Source organism: Treponema medium, assembly GCF_017161265.1.
GTDB lineage: Bacteria > Spirochaetota > Spirochaetia > Treponematales > Treponemataceae > Treponema > Treponema medium.
In genome coordinates, this window is the sequence record NZ_CP031393.1 from 1,737,023 (window position 1) to 1,751,496 (window position 14,474).

At 45.1% G+C, this 14,474-nt stretch carries 13 protein-coding genes; 2 read left to right on the top strand and 11 right to left on the bottom strand.

The features are described 5' to 3' along the window. Window positions 1-22: 22 nt before the first annotated feature. The 4 genes from scpB to folK form a co-directional block, all read right to left on the bottom strand. The gene (gene scpB, locus DWB79_RS07655; protein WP_016523464.1) at window positions 23-556 is read right to left on the bottom strand and encodes an SMC-Scp complex subunit ScpB; all 534 of its coding nucleotides are present in this window, start codon (window positions 554-556) and stop codon (window positions 23-25) included. 1 nt (window position 557) lies between these two features. Beyond that, window positions 558-1,334 carry a segregation and condensation protein A gene (locus DWB79_RS07660; protein ID WP_016523465.1) on the bottom strand — a complete coding sequence of 259 codons (777 nt, stop codon included), beginning with the start codon at window positions 1,332-1,334 and terminating at the stop codon, window positions 558-560. Between the two features lie 393 nt (window positions 1,335-1,727). Next, window positions 1,728-3,461, bottom strand: a complete 1,734-nt coding sequence (locus DWB79_RS07665; protein WP_016523466.1) for a leucine-rich repeat domain-containing protein — start codon at window positions 3,459-3,461, stop codon at window positions 1,728-1,730. 221 nt (window positions 3,462-3,682) lie between these two features. Continuing rightward, on the bottom strand, window positions 3,683-4,171 hold the full coding sequence (folK, locus tag DWB79_RS07670) for a 2-amino-4-hydroxy-6-hydroxymethyldihydropteridine diphosphokinase (protein WP_040859140.1): 489 nt from the start codon (window positions 4,169-4,171) through the stop codon (window positions 3,683-3,685). A gap of 121 nt (window positions 4,172-4,292) precedes the next feature. Between folK and DWB79_RS07675 the strand changes: the two genes are divergently transcribed. Continuing rightward, a complete protein-coding gene (locus DWB79_RS07675) occupies window positions 4,293-4,997 on the top strand; it encodes a B3/B4 domain-containing protein (RefSeq protein ID WP_016523468.1) in 705 nt (234 codons plus the stop codon). Between the two features lie 225 nt (window positions 4,998-5,222). Next, complete coding sequence (locus tag DWB79_RS07680) at window positions 5,223-6,377, top strand: iron-containing alcohol dehydrogenase (protein WP_016523469.1); 1,155 nt, start codon at window positions 5,223-5,225, stop codon at window positions 6,375-6,377. A 170-nt stretch (window positions 6,378-6,547) separates the two neighbouring features. Here the strand turns inward: DWB79_RS07680 and DWB79_RS07685 are convergent, their stop codons facing one another. The 7 genes from DWB79_RS07685 to DWB79_RS07715 form a co-directional block, all read right to left on the bottom strand. Further along, window positions 6,548-8,644: a ribonucleoside triphosphate reductase gene (locus DWB79_RS07685; RefSeq protein ID WP_016523470.1), complete on the bottom strand. Its 2,097-nt coding sequence runs from the start codon at window positions 8,642-8,644 to the stop codon at window positions 6,548-6,550. Beyond that, the gene (gene nrdR / locus DWB79_RS07690; protein WP_016523471.1) at window positions 8,622-9,116 is read right to left on the bottom strand and encodes a transcriptional regulator NrdR; all 495 of its coding nucleotides are present in this window, start codon (window positions 9,114-9,116) and stop codon (window positions 8,622-8,624) included. Before nrdR ends, DWB79_RS07685 begins: the two co-directional genes overlap by 23 nt. Before the next feature lie 68 nt (window positions 9,117-9,184). Continuing rightward, on the bottom strand, window positions 9,185-9,649 hold the full coding sequence (locus DWB79_RS07695) for a hypothetical protein (RefSeq protein ID WP_016523472.1): 465 nt from the start codon (window positions 9,647-9,649) through the stop codon (window positions 9,185-9,187). Further along, on the bottom strand, window positions 9,642-10,625 hold the full coding sequence (gene lgt / locus DWB79_RS07700) for a prolipoprotein diacylglyceryl transferase (protein ID WP_016523473.1): 984 nt from the start codon (window positions 10,623-10,625) through the stop codon (window positions 9,642-9,644). The genes DWB79_RS07695 and lgt overlap by 8 nt, the downstream gene beginning before the upstream one ends. Window positions 10,626-10,636: 11 nt before the next feature. After that, window positions 10,637-12,838, bottom strand: a complete 2,202-nt coding sequence (locus tag DWB79_RS07705) for a FapA family protein (RefSeq protein ID WP_016523474.1) — start codon at window positions 12,836-12,838, stop codon at window positions 10,637-10,639. A gap of 10 nt (window positions 12,839-12,848) precedes the next feature. Then, window positions 12,849-13,994 (bottom strand): nucleotide-binding protein, encoded by a 1,146-nt coding sequence (locus DWB79_RS07710; protein ID WP_016523475.1) that lies wholly within the window; start codon window positions 13,992-13,994, stop codon window positions 12,849-12,851. Next, window positions 13,972-14,391: a hypothetical protein gene (locus DWB79_RS07715; RefSeq protein WP_016523476.1), complete on the bottom strand. Its 420-nt coding sequence runs from the start codon at window positions 14,389-14,391 to the stop codon at window positions 13,972-13,974. Before DWB79_RS07715 ends, DWB79_RS07710 begins: the two co-directional genes overlap by 23 nt. Window positions 14,392-14,474 lie beyond the last annotated feature (83 nt).

The window sequence follows — 14,474 nt, forward strand, 5'->3', positions numbered from 1 at the left end:
GGGCGATCTGGAAAAATGATTGTTACCGCGCAAGTTCGAACCGCTCCTGTTCCGTCTCATCCATCTTTGGTAAGTCCGCAATGCTGTTTAAACCGAATATTTTTAAAAATTCCTTGGTCGTGCCGAATTGCACCGGCTTTCCGGGAATGTCTTTTTTCCCTACTTCTTTAATCAGCTCTTTTTCTACCAAAAGCCTAATCATCGTGTCGGCGGAAACTCCGCGGATTGCCTCGATTTCGGCACGGGTTATCGGCTGAGAATAGGCGATAATCGATAATGTTTCCATTGCAGCGCGCGAAAGCCGGTTCTCGTTCTTTTTACCGTAGCGGTCTTTCAGCGCATCCCAAAACTCTTTTTTGGGCGTGATAATCCAGCCGCCCATCATCTGCGTAATTTCGATGCCGCTCGAACCTTCCGAATATGAATCTTTCAAATTCTTAATGCATTCTTTTACGACATCGACCGATAAGCCGGCAATTTTACTGATTGCAGCGTCGTCAAGCGGCTCTCCTTCCAAATAGAGGATTGCCTCTACGAGGGCTGTTTCTTTTTCCATTTTATACTCCATCATCATTGCGGGCAGCTTCCCACGGGCGTATTTTTATATCGCCGAACATCCTGTTTTGCCAGATACTTGCCATTCTGAATTTGACCGCCTCAAGCAGCGCCATGAAAGCGCAAATAACATCCAGCAGATTTCCCTTCCGTACAATCAAATCGGTAAAAAGGCATTCACCCTTTTCTTCCAAAAATTCGTTCATCAGCGTCAGCTTTTCATTTACGGACACCTCTTCGTACAGGTCAAGAATTTGTTCCGAGTTATAATTGGACATCAGTTTGGAAAACGTCCGTAAAAGCTCCCACGTATCAACCCGCTCCCACAGGTTCTCTTCGGTAAAGGGAAGCGCGTGCTGTATTTTCTTGCGTTCAAAAAACCATTCGGCTTCGCTTTCTTTTTCTTCCATTAAAACCGACAGTTTTTTAAATTTTTGATACTCAATCAGCTTATTGACCAATTCCATACGCGGGTCTTCGATATCCTCATCGTCCAGATCAACCTCGACGGGAAGGAGCATCTTGCTTTTAATGTAGACAAGGTGCGCCGCGAGTTCATAAAACTCGGTTAAGCTGTCCAGATTGAGGCTTACCGCGTAATCGAGATATTCAAGGTACTGTTCGGTTATGTCCCCGATGGGGATATCGTAGATATTGATCTCATTTTTCTTAATTAAAAAGAGCAAAAGGTCGAGCGGCCCTTCAAAATCATTGACTTTAAACGCAGTTAGCGCCTCGTTGTTCTGTTCTTCGTGCTTTTCATCTTCGCCAGTTATCATGGGGTTTATTATATCGAAGAACGGGACTTTTGAAAATATGCATACCGTCTACGGCGTTGCTGCACAAAAATAAATGCTCAACGTACAACAAGTACGTCTCCGCTTTATTTTTGTTCGTGCCTTGTATCCGGTACCCCTATTTTCAAAAGGCTTACGGAAACAAAATATACGGCGCATCTACGCCAAAACTATACATCCGTGTATAGTTTTGACTGCAATGGTGTGGCTCTATCACACCATTGCTACTCTGACAGGATGTCAGTGGTTCTAAACAGTATTGAGTTTTTCTAATGAAAAACTCAATGTTCAGGAATGAACACGGACGTTCATTCCTGAACGATGCCATCCGTGGCGGTAGAGGACGGCGGGTATTAAACCCTCCGCACGAATAAATTAATACCGTTCAATCCGCCCTTCGGGGTAATTGACAGCTTTGACCTTTGTTACGATATTATCGAACTCAGCTCCTTGCGGTATCCTTATCTTTTTGCAACAAGTTTCGCTATGATCTTTATGACCAAAAGCATTGTTGCCTATTGTAGTAAGCTCATTACCTACAATTGTGATCACACTTGCAGTACAGCCTAGAAAAGCTTCCTCACCAATTGTTTTGAGACCACGAGGAAGCTTTACTGCTTCCAAGTTTGAATATCCTCGAAAGGCGTAATCCTCTATTTCGATAACGGAATCAAGAATATTCGCCTCTTTTAGCGCGGGGGCTGCCCACACCAGTTTTTTCTTATCCTTGCTGTAGATGATATTTCCTTCGGCATGATAGATGGTATTGTCAGCATGTACCGTGAATGTAGCCAGTTTAGGGCACTCTGTAAACGCCGTTTTATCAATCTTAGTAACTTTTGCAGGAATGTCTATGGCTTTGAGTTCTGTACAGCCGCTAAAAGCATTTTCACGGATCTCTTCCAGCTTCTCCGGTAAAATGACATTTGAGAGCTCTGCAGCTCCTGCAAAAGCATTCGAATCGATTACAGTAATATTTTCAGGAATAATAATTGAGCCTTTTGGGGCTTTTCCATGCGGATATGCATCAAGTGTTTTACCGTCAGCTGCAATGTTAAAGCTCTTATAATTGGTAACGGCATAGACTGTTGTATCTTTGGTAAAGGTATATGTTACATCCAGTTTTTCACCATTTCTATCGTTGAGCCGCCATTCGTAGATTTCATAGTCTGCTGCCGGCCAGTCATCTTTTAAGATAGCCTTTGTTGTTGCTTGTGCTTCCACGTCTGCCCATGTTGCATTCCCATTTACTTCGATAGTGCCCAAGGTATCTGCCTTTATGCGCTCGTCTCCTTGTATGGTAAGCTTCGGTTTTGTCCATTGTGCAGTGTAGGTTCCATCTTCTGGAGGAAAGGTTGTCCCCAGCGTAGGTTGCCATCCTGCAAATATATAGTCTGTTTTCACCGGGGCAGTTATAGGAATATCTTTCCCAAAGCGTCCCGTCACGGTATTTCCCGATGGAAGGGGCGGTACAAAACTGCCTTCATCCAACTCGAAGGTAAGTGTGATATTATTCCGGTCATACTTAATCTCTACAACGGTTGTATTGTCAGCCGCAATTTTCTTCTGATCAAAGGACTGTGCAGTAAAACCCGGATAGGAATTTGCAGCAGCTTTTGTATCTGTGCCGACATCTCCGCGCAGTGTTTGATCATCTTGTGTGTTGTGCGTGTAGTTATCATCGTTGACATTTTGCAGTAAATGATGCACGTAATATTTTTTTCCCGGTTTTTTTGCCGACACTGCAAAAACAACACTATCATTGTTAAATACCGTTTCGTCCGTTACGGCAGTTCCGCTCGCATTGTTGAGCTTCCAGCCGCTTAGGTCATAATCATCATAACAGCTTATTTCAATTTTGCCCTTTATTGCAGCCCATTTGCTGCCTCTTGCAACTGTTAATGATTTTGTTTCCGGTTTTTTGATGGTGATATATTGATCCCCTTCTACTTTGATGGTAATGACGTTGCTACCACCGTGACCTCTACAGCTCAAAAACATCACTGCGCTTACTGTCAGCATAAGCACAGAGAAGAAAATATGCTTCATTTGCGGCAACCGGTATGTACGTTTGGCTGCTGAATGAGCGAAAATGTGATTTTGATCCATGGTGACTCCTTACTGAGGGTGGTTCCCTATTAAATAATTATTCATAAAAGCCGGCAAAGATATCTTTCAACAGTATTCTCTGCTGCCCAGAATAGGTGTGAAGAACTGCGACATAGTGTGTAATGTAAGCACTTTGCAACAGGATGGGCGAAAGTTAGCATAAAAGTTGTAAGCACGTCAATATATATTATATGCTGAATATGCTGAGCCGCTGCCACACATCAGCGGCTTTTTTGTACGCCTTGATCGGGTAGGGCAGCGAGTGCGGCGGCGAGTGGTTGTTGAGTAACAGGGTCGAGATAGTCGGGATACAGTTCCAACAAGGGGATGAGTGCGAAGGCTCGCCGGTATACTGCCGGATGCGGGATGATAAGCGGAGGATTGTTGAGCGTAACAATTTCGTTTCCGAAAAAGAGGATATCGATATCGAGTGTGCGGGGGCCTTTGGGAATCTCGGCTTCACGGTTTCTGCCGTAATCCGCTTCAATGTGCTGGAGCGTTTTAAGCAGTGATGCGGGGCTGCCAGCATAGTTTCCCGATACAACCATGTTGTAAAAATCATCCTGATTGAGGTAATCCTGCGGTTTTGTGATATAGACAGATGAGATACGGATTTCGCTCAAGAATAACGCAAGCCGTTTAATTGCATCTGCAAGGATTGCTTTTGAATCTCCGCGATTGGAGCCAAGTCCTAATATAATTGTTTCCATAGTTAAATTTTTCGACAAAATTTTCCGCCTCTTTACAAAAGAATAGTATACTTTTATAGTAGCGATACTATTTTACATTGTCATAATCATTGATTATATTATGAAGGAGTAAAGATATATTATGAGTAAATTTTTGGCGGATGCCTCTTTTTGGGAGCTTTTTCCTCAAGCGCAGCTCGGTGTGGTGTTGTTAAAAGGGATAGATAATAGCGGCGAAAGTGTTCGTGATATAAAGGTATTACTTTCGCGGAGTAACGCCGATGCGGAAAAATTTTTGGTAAAAAATGTGTTCAGCGAAAACCCTGTTATCGCTATTTGGCGGGATGCGTATCGTAAGTTTAAGACAAAGAAGGGCGTCCGATGCAGTATCGAAGCGTTGCTGAAACGGGTGGAAAAACAGAATCCCGTTTCGTATATCAATCCGCTGGTAGATATTTACAATGCCGCATCATTGCAATTCGGCTTACCGTGCGGTGCGGAAGACAGCGATGCCTTTGACGGCGATTTGATTCTCGGTGTTACAAAGGGCGGCGATGATTTTTTTGCGCTCGGCGATGAAGAACATAGCCAAACACTGGAAGGGGAGTTGTGCTACCGCGATAACAAAGGCGCCATCTGCCGCTGTTTTAATTGGCGCGATGGACAGCGTACAATGATTACGGAAAACACAAAAAATGCGTTTATTATTATGGAAAATCTTGATCCGGCTCGCTTGGAAGACTTAAAAGCTGCATTGGCGCTTATCGGAGAGTATGCTCAAAAGTACCTCGGTGCTGCTGCTACAACCGAAATTTTGACGCAATCGAATCCTTCTATAGAGCTGTAATATATAGCAGAAAACCCTCTAAAAGAAGCAGTTTAGTACACCGTTCAGCTAACACCGGTTAGTCTCTCTGTTGGGGCTGATCGGTGTTTTTTTATCGTTTTCCCTCTTTACTAAATAATAAAATATCGTTATATTTATACTAATAATAAAAGGACGATTAAGTATCCTGTTAGCTGTCATACAACAGGTAGTGAATAGTTCTTTGTATTATGAAGGAGTATAAGTATGAAGTATGCAACATTCAGTATCCCCCCGAAGATTATACACGGTGTGGGTGCCTTGGAATTCCTTTCTACTTTAGAAGGAAAGAAAGCTGCTATTGTTACCGGCGGAAGCTCGATGAAAAGGTTCGGGTTTATCGATGAAGCAAAGGGCTATCTGGAAAAAGCCGGTATGCAAGTGCTGGTTATCGACGGCGTAGAACCCGATCCTTCCGTTAAAACCTGTAAAGAAGGCGGCGCAAAGATGGCAGCTTTTAATCCCGACTGGATTATCGCATTAGGCGGCGGTTCTGCAATGGATGCTGCAAAAATCATGTGGGTGTACTACGAATACCCCGGTTATAACTTTGATGATTTAGCCGCCTTCAAATTTCCCAAGCTGCGGACAAAAGCAAAGCTGGTCGGTGTTCCTTCTACATCGGGAACCGCCTCCGAAATTACCGCCTTCTCCGTTATTACTGACACGGAAAAAAATATCAAGTATCCGCTCGTAAGCCCTGATATTATCCCTGATATTGCGATTGTTGATGATAGAATCCCTGCAAAGATGCCGCCGCTGGTAACGGCTCAAACCGGTATGGACGTTATGACCCATGCGATCGAAGCTTACGTGTCTACCGCCCATGACGATTACACTGATCCTTATGCGCTTGAAGCAATCCGGCTGGTATTCGAGTATCTGGAGCGGGCAGTTGCAAACGGAAACGATATGGAAGCGCGCGGAAAAATGCACACGGCATCTACTGTTGCCGGTATTGCATTCAGCAACTGCTCTCTCGGTATCGTACATTCGATGGCGCATAAGATCGGCGGTGAGTTCCATCTGACACATGGTGAAGCAAACGCAATTATGCTGCCGTATATTATCAACTACAATAGAAAAGAAACCGATCGGTACAGCAAGCTGGAAGGTGCTTTGGGTATCGACGATATTGCAAAGGCTGTTTCTGCTTTGAACCGGAAAGTGGGTATTACCCGCACCATTCAGGAAGGTAAGAACACCGTTATTGCGGAAGATAAATTCCTCAAGGTATTGGATTTGATGAGCGAAAGAGCCTTTAACGATGCGTGTACGCTAACCAATCCGCGCAAAACCTCTCCCGCCGATATTAAGAAGATTTATCTTGCAGCCTATTACGGCAAAGAAATCGATTTCTAAAAATATAAACATTTCAAGAGAAGGGCAATCGCATCAGATAGATAAATAAAAATCGCAGAATAAGTGAGGTTGGGCAAGCATTTGAGACGCAACGCGGCGAAATTCTGCTTGAACGACCTCGCTTATCCTGCGGGGCTGTTAAAAATAGTCTGATGCGATTGCCCTGATGGTTAGTAGCCCAAGGCTTCCCTCTCCGCTTCCAGTTCACGTAGGCGGGCTTCCAATTCAGCTTCTTTTTCGCGCTTACACAAGGGGCATTCAAAATGCTCTCCGTCGATGTACCCGTGCTTCGGGCAGATGGAGAAAGTCGGTGATATGGAAAAATACGGTATGCGGTAATGAGATGCGACTGCTTTAACCAAATCACGGCATGCTTGCCACTCCTTAATCGATTCGCCTAAGAAGATATGGAATACCGTACCGCCGGTGTATTTACGCTGCAGGGCTTCCTGATGATCCAGCGCCTCAAACACATCGGCAGTATACGAAACCGGCAGCTGGCTTGAATTGGTATAGTAGGGATCGCGCTCTCCGGAGGTGATAATGTCGGGGAACTGCTGTTTGTCATGCCGCGCAAGCCGGTATGAAGTGCTTTCGGCGGGGGTGGCTTCAAGGTTAAAGAGATCGCCCGTCTGTTCCTGAAAATCCGCAAGCCGCTTGCGCATGTGCGTTAGTACCTTTTCGGCAAAGGCCTTGCCGGTTTCGCCCACGATAGTTTCCCCGAGGAAGTTAAGGCACGATTCGTTCATGCCGCAAATCCCGATAGTAGAAAAATGGTTGTTTAAGTGCTTGAGATACCGGCGCGTATACGGGAAAAGCCCTCCCTCTAAAAGCCGCTGAATCACCTTGCGCTTAATCTGCAAGCTTGTTTTGGCAAGCTCCATCAGATAGTCGAGGCGGTCAAAGTATTCTTTTTCCGTGCGCGCAAGGTAGCCGATTTGCGGCATATTGATGGTAACCACGCCGATGGAGCCGGTAAATTCGTCGGAGCCGAAAAGACCGCCGCCCCGTTTCCGCAGTTCGCGCTTATCCAACTGTAGGCGGCAGCACATGGAGCGGACATCGCTCGGGTTAAGATCCGAATTGATAAAATTCTGAAAATACGGCGTTCCGTACTTTGCCGTCATCTCGAAAAGGAGGGCGGCGTTCGGGCTGTCCCATTTAAAATCTTCGGTAATGTTGTAGGTCGGAATGGGATACTGAAAGCCGCGGCCTGCCGCATCGCCTTCAAGCATCAGCTCGATAAAGAGCTTATTGATCATATCCATTTCCGCTTGGCAATCGCCGTAGGTAAAATCGGTTTCCTTTCCGCCGACCACCGCCTTTTTATCGGCAAGGTCTTTGGGGCATGTCCAGTCGAGTGTGATATTGGTAAACGGCGCTTGGCTTCCCCAACGGCTCGGTGTGTTAACCCCGTAGATAAAGCTTTGCAGACATTGCTTTACACTCTTTTCGTCCATATTATCGGCTTTAACAAAGGGCGCGAGGTAGGTGTCGAAAGAGCTGAATGCTTGCGCCCCCGCCCATTCATTTTGCATAATGCCGAGAAAGTTCACGATTTGCTGAATCAAGGTGGAAAGATGGCGCGCAGGCTTCGAGGTAATCTTGTCGGGAACGCCGCCTAAGCCCTCTTGGATGAGCTGCCGAAGCGACCAGCCTGCACAATAGCCCGAAAACATCGAAAGATCATGGATATGGAAAGCGGCTGTCTGATGCGCTTCGGCGATTGCCGGTGTGTAGATATTTTTAAGCCAGTAGTTCGCCGTTATCGTGCCGGAGTTATGCAAAATGAGACCGCCGAGCGAAAAATTGACATTGGCATTCTCGTTCACTCGCCAATCGCTTTTACTCAAGTAGCCGTTCATCGTTTTGTCGATATCGATCATCAACCGTTCCGCATCGCGGACAGCCTCCCGTTTTGCACGGTAGAGGATGAAAGCTTTTGCAATACCTGCCTCATTTCGTTCGATTAAGACATTTTCGATAATATCCTGAATTTCCTCGATTGCAGGAATAGAATGTGCATGGCGCGAAGCCATCAACTCTGTCAGTTTCTCTTCCACCGCAGCCGTCAGCGAATCGGCTTTTTCTTCATCCGCAGAACCGGTAACAGCCTCGATTGCTTTTTGAATCGCTATCTTTATTTTATTCCGATTAAAAACTTCAATATCGCCCGACCGTTTTACTACCGACCGCAATACCGGTTTTGTTTCTATCGTTGTGTCTCCTAAAAAGGCTGTCCATTCAGGAAATACCGCTTGATCCATCTTCTTCCTCCCCGTATTTGACATGTATTTTTTTCACTTCGTTGATAAACTCATCAAGGTCATTGAATTTCTTATATACCGATGCAAACCGAATATACGCTACTTTATCTACAGTGTATAAACGAGCAAGTACCATTTCGCCCAGTTCCGTACTCTTGATTTCTTTAGCGCTCTTACTATTCATAACCGCCGCATCTTCAATATCGCTGACGATGTTTTCAATTTCGTTCATCGAAACGGGGCGCTTTTCCAGTGAACGTTCGATGCCGCGTTCCAATTTTGCGCGGTCGAATGGCTCTCTCCGGCCGTTTCGTTTAACCACCATCAGCGGTTTTTCTTCTATCCGCTCATAGCTGGTAAAGCGGTATCCGCAACTGAGGCACTCTCGTCTCCGCCTGATACAATCGCCTTGCCCGAGCGTTCGGGACTCTACCACTTTGTCGTCAACACTTCCGCAATACGGACAGCGCATATCTTCTCCCTTAAATCAATTTATAATTAATTTTTAATTATAAATTGTGAATTATGAATCGGTATACTTTAACCGGCAAAAAATGCTGTGAGAGTTTCCCACTGCCGTTCAAGCGCTGTATTACGTGCCGGAAAAATGGCGACTGTTTTCTTTTCTCCGGTACGTAAACACAGCACGCATTTTATGAACGGTGTTTTAAAAATCCCTTTGGTAAAGCGCTCCGTTTCGGCCTTTTCGATATCGGAAAAAAGGTGTTGCGTACGCAAAATAAAAAAAATAAGACCGACCCGATACTCTACCGTCTGTTCCGTACAGTTAAAACTCCACCGATCTATATAGCATAGCACAAACAGCGAAAAACATCCCAGTATAATTCCCAAAATCGGCAGCTGATGCCGTTCATTATACATCAGAACAGAGGCTGCACTGATACACAGCAGCATCACCGCATATCCTACCCGTGTTCCGGGAGAAAGGAGCGAAAAGGTGAAATTCTCATTTTGTTTTTTTGTAGGCAACAAAGGCTTATCCATGATTTTTCTTCCGATTATATCGAGCTAAAAGACCGATACCGATAAGACCGCCTGCAATCATCATAAAGCAAAAGATTTGTCCGGTAGAAATATTTTTGAACGAGCTAAAAAGATAGATATTTGCCTCGTCCGCTGCAATCCGGAAGCCCAGTTCATAATCGGGCTGCCGAAAGTATTCGATAAAAAAACGGACAACCCCGTAACCAATGGTATAGAAGCAAAATAAAAAGCCGTTAAACGGTTTTTTATTGCGCACCAGCCATACCGCAATCCAGAGGAGCACTCCTTCAAAAAGCGCCTCGTACAGCTGGCTCGGATGGCGGGGAAGGTTGATATACTGCGCTCCTTCCTGTATGGCGACTCCTGCTTTTGCTGCAAACTCTTGTACCCACGCTTCTTTGACCGGAAAGCAATCGTGCAGGGGAACCGACGGAAAGATCATGCCGATGGGACTTGTTGTGATGCGCCCATAGAGTTCGCCGTTGAAAAAGTTTCCGAGCCTTCCGAATGTGTAGCCGAGCGGTATGCCTGCTGCTGCGGTATCCGCCCAAGCGAAGAAGTCCTGTTTATGCCGTTTTGTCCACAGAAAGGCGCCCAAGAAGCATCCGATAAACCCCCCGTGATACGACATTCCCTGTAAGCCCGTCCATTGCCGCGCTTCGGAAAACGGCCAAAAGATCAACCACGGTTTTTGCCAATAAAGCCATGTCGGTTCATATACCAGCGTTGCAAAAATGCGGGCGCCGAGCATCAGCCCGAACAGAGACCATGTAAAAAAGTCGATGATATCTTCATTCGTGATAGGCTTTTCGCTTTTTGTATATCGTTGTAACTCACCTTTTTTAACCTGTACCTTAAACAGCACGAAAGCTATCGCAAAGGCAACGAGGTACATAAACCCGTACCAGCGTAAAAGGGGGAAGCCCGGAATAATCTCCGGTTTTATCCACGACGGATATTGAATAGCACAAATCATAAAAACACCTCTTATTCCGCCGTAAAGTCGATTTTATCTTCAATTTGATTACAGACTATTCTGCCCTGTTTTGAATCGAAGGTGAATATGACATGAGAAGCCGGTTCTCGTACTTCGTAATATCTACCATGACTTTCTAAAATAACGCCGGGGTACACGGTGCCGGTTACCTTCACCTCCGAGGGAATGTGCGATTCAAAATTCTCTTTCAACTTAAAAATCTTTATACCCAGAGACGTATTTGATTTAAGCAATATGACTTTTTGTTCTCGCAGTTCTTGGATACGGTCAGCAGGGGTTTCCGTATCGCTTAACTCCGCTTCTATGCGAGCAAGCTCCAGCAGGTTTTCCTGCGTCTGTTTTTCGTATACCTCGATTTTATCTTTTATGAGGTAGTCTTGCCCGAAAGAAATAATCGTGCGGACGGTTTTGTAATCACCTAAATTGCGCACATTGATACCGTGTGCAGCATGGGCGTTTCCCCCGATAAAACTACCCGGTTCTCCGTTCATAATGAGTTGACCGTTTGTTTTAACAACGCAGCGGAAACTGTATTCATTGATATAGATATTACCGCCTGCGAACAACCGTGCGGTTTCGGCAAAATGGAGTGCCATCGTGTTCTTTGCCCACACCGTACCGCGGCTTTCTCCGCGTATGCCGCCGTTCATTAAAAGCGATTCTTTGGTATACACCAGCGATACACCTGCATCTCCGTTGACGGTTAAGCTGCCGCCTGCCTTTACGCTGCGGTCTGCATCTATGTCCCCATTGATAATCACATCACCCGCAAAGATAATGTCGCCGGTTTCTTTATTCACATCAGTGTCGATAATTTTTGAATTCAGTATCTTGAGCCTTTCACCGGTGCGTATCAATTCTCCGTGTACAGCCGCTACGAATGAAACTTTTTTTCCTTGCTTGATAACACGGATCGTGTTATCGGTTTGAGGCAGATTTAATGGTACGGCCTTATCGATTTCTATAGTAGTACCGAATACGTCGGATCCTTTCTCGCCGGTTTCCTGAAAGAATGTTTCCAACAGGGTTTCTCCCCGTTTTACCGAAACACTGTTGGAATGCCCGAAATGTACCTTCCAGTCAAATTGGTACGAATGCGGGGCGACCGGCTGTATGCCTCTGCTGACGGTAAATTCAACCGGCGCAGAGGAAAGCCGTGCTTCGTAAATAGCGTCCCTCAGTATTTTGTCGGTATATCGATCAGGCGGTAGGTTTACCTCGTCCAAGGCTTTTTTTAAGCGGGAAAGTGAAAGGCGTGCACCGGCTCCTCTTCCCGATTCGAGGATGAGCGATGCTTCCATGTTGTCGGCACTGATAACAGCTTTGACCGTGGCATCTTTATACGGGATAATACGCAGCTTGAGCCCGTCGGAACTTTCCGCCGATAAAAGAATACCGTTACAACCGGCTTTTAGTTCGTCGTTGGTTTGCGTGATATTTCGTAAATCAAGTACAAAGGGGTCATTGCCCGGTAAGCCCGGAATAGTATTTCCATAAATATCCGCTCCGCTTGTTCCGAGTTCCGATTTTGAAAATTCGTACAGCAGATCGTGTTTTGCGACGATGGAAAGAGCTTGCGCTTCGGATAGCGGAAAGTCTTTGTCGTATATCATCTGCGGTTGCTCACGGGCTGTTCCTACCGCATGGAGCAGTTTTTTACGGAACAGGAGATCTTCTGCCTCGTCCAACTTTGTAATATGCGAAATAAGAGATCGATCTTTTCCTCGTCCGGGGAGTGTGCCTTCTGCGATGACAAGTTCAATTTCACGGTCGGATGCTTCGACAAAAGCATTTATTTTTTCGTCTAGCGTTTTAAAATCGATGTTTGCAATTTGGCTGTTATTCAGCATTGTCGTAATCAGTTTTTTATCGATACTGTGCGGTTCGTTTTTTGCTTTCCGTATATAGAGTGTCGCCTTGGTTTTATTCGGATCGATAATAAGCCGTGTATCAAAGGATGAATCAAGTTCGATTTCGAGAGGAAGCGGTAATGTCGTTCCATACAATATTTTATCGAAGTAACGTTCAAACTGTTGCGCGTTGATGAGGTTTTCGGTAGATACCCCTACTTTTTTAGCCTGTTCTACTATTTCTTCATAGCTAGGGAACACGCAATCCTCTTTATTGTCTACGTCGCTGACGGAAAAATACCACTTTTTATTTCTTTCGTTTTGTTTTATCGTCCACTTCATATCATACCGCTTATATACGATACCCTTGTTCAAGGGCTGTTTTTATTTTCCGCTTTAACAAAGCATTTTCTTTCTTTAAAACGGAAATCTCATATTGCTGACTCTTGAGCATTTCGGCAATATCACTCATTGATAATGCATCACTGCCGATAAGATCTTCGATATAACCCATTTTTGAGCGGAAGTCGGTTTCAGCCTCTAATTCGGCAGACTGAAACGTTTCATCGGTATATTCGGCGTAATCTGCCGCATTTTGAAAGGTTTCGGTTTCGGACTGTAGAATTTTGTCGGCAATGCGGTAGATTGCCTGAGAAATCATCGCATGTGGTTTGTATAGGATGACGGGTAAACGCGATGCAAGCGCCGTATCCTGTATTGTATCTCGGTAAATAACGCCGAGGTGTTCAAGATTGATATTGAGGTATTCCTGACATGAACGGCGGATCTTTAAGGCTTTGTCGGCATCTTTCGGGTCATCGAGCATATTCATAATAAGCCGGGGCTTAAATTTCCGCAGATTGGATAAAAAAAGTTCGGTGTTTTTAGGATCGACTTTTTCCAGCTCGGTGATGATGCGGGGAATATACATTCGCTGCATAGATGCGGAATCCGACTTGAGCTTCTCAAGGTATTTAAAACCGGGGCTGTTTCGCTTAAAGGCTCCGTAGAGCATACGGAATACGACATTTTTTAGGAAAAGATATGCGTTCAGTATTGCGGTAACCGACGGCGCAGTAACGACAATGCCCTGAGGGGAAAGTAAAAAGAAATCCAGAATACCGAGGTGCGTTCCTGCACCGAGATCAAGAATCAGGTAGTCTGCATCCATTTTAAGCATATTTTTGATTAGGCTGTTTTTATCGGAGGCTTTTAAGGCTGCGAAGCCGGGAATTTCGGAGTCGCCCGGAACAAAACGAACATTCGGATACCCCGTATTTACAATAATATTTTCAAATGACGAATTTCCCGACAGAAAAGTACCGATTCCGTGCGCATTCGATTGCTGTCCAAGGACTAAGTGAAGATTTGATGCGCCTAAATCCAGATCGGCAACCAGAACGTTTTTTCCTGCTTGTCCGAGTGCAATTGCAAGATTCGCGGAAAGAAGACTTTTTCCGACCCCTCCCTTTCCGCTAGCAATCGGTATTATTTGCATAATACACACTCCCTTTTATAAATGAATAAAACAACAGCACCGTATCAGCTGGGAAGAAAAAAAGTACTTCCTTTGAAAAATTGAGACTGCCGCTGCTCTGTGCCGAGTTAAAGACAATCCCTATTATAGCAAATCCCTGTTGAAAAATATAGAGGAATTCCGCGCAAACAGCGGTTAATTTGAACAATGCAGCCGCATAAAGCGCCCAGTGAAAGTCTTTTTCATTTAACGCGAGCATCAGCCACAAAAGTACCGGCATACAGAGCGCCGCAAGTGCGCTATACTTAAAGAAAGTCATCCCTTGGGGATAGCCGACAGAAAAGACAGCGATATAAAAAACTTTTATTATTTCGTACACAAAAGCGGCACAATAGGCAGCAACCGTTTTCTTGTTCATCTAATAGAGTGTATGCGCTAGATTACGTTAGGTCAAGGGCTTGCTATCAGTCAGACAGGGTATCAAAGTCCTTTTGAAAATAG

What these genes read in the sequence shown, in the direction of transcription:
- scpB (WP_016523464.1), bottom strand. Translation starts at nt 556, where the DNA reads ATGGAAAAAGAAACAGCCCTCGTAGAGGCAATCCTCTATTTGGAAGGA.
- DWB79_RS07660 (WP_016523465.1), bottom strand. Translation starts at nt 1,334, where the DNA reads ATGATAACTGGCGAAGATGAAAAGCACGAAGAACAGAACAACGAGGCG.
- DWB79_RS07665 (WP_016523466.1), bottom strand. Translation starts at nt 3,461, where the DNA reads ATGGATCAAAATCACATTTTCGCTCATTCAGCAGCCAAACGTACATAC.
- folK (WP_040859140.1), bottom strand. Translation starts at nt 4,171, where the DNA reads ATGGAAACAATTATATTAGGACTTGGCTCCAATCGCGGAGATTCAAAA.
- DWB79_RS07675 (WP_016523468.1), top strand. Translation starts at nt 4,293, where the DNA reads ATGAGTAAATTTTTGGCGGATGCCTCTTTTTGGGAGCTTTTTCCTCAA.
- DWB79_RS07680 (WP_016523469.1), top strand. Translation starts at nt 5,223, where the DNA reads ATGAAGTATGCAACATTCAGTATCCCCCCGAAGATTATACACGGTGTG.
- DWB79_RS07685 (WP_016523470.1), bottom strand. Translation starts at nt 8,644, where the DNA reads ATGGATCAAGCGGTATTTCCTGAATGGACAGCCTTTTTAGGAGACACA.
- nrdR (WP_016523471.1), bottom strand. Translation starts at nt 9,116, where the DNA reads ATGCGCTGTCCGTATTGCGGAAGTGTTGACGACAAAGTGGTAGAGTCC.
- DWB79_RS07695 (WP_016523472.1), bottom strand. Translation starts at nt 9,649, where the DNA reads ATGGATAAGCCTTTGTTGCCTACAAAAAAACAAAATGAGAATTTCACC.
- lgt (WP_016523473.1), bottom strand. Translation starts at nt 10,625, where the DNA reads ATGATTTGTGCTATTCAATATCCGTCGTGGATAAAACCGGAGATTATT.
- DWB79_RS07705 (WP_016523474.1), bottom strand. Translation starts at nt 12,838, where the DNA reads ATGAAGTGGACGATAAAACAAAACGAAAGAAATAAAAAGTGGTATTTT.
- DWB79_RS07710 (WP_016523475.1), bottom strand. Translation starts at nt 13,994, where the DNA reads ATGCAAATAATACCGATTGCTAGCGGAAAGGGAGGGGTCGGAAAAAGT.
- DWB79_RS07715 (WP_016523476.1), bottom strand. Translation starts at nt 14,391, where the DNA reads ATGAACAAGAAAACGGTTGCTGCCTATTGTGCCGCTTTTGTGTACGAA.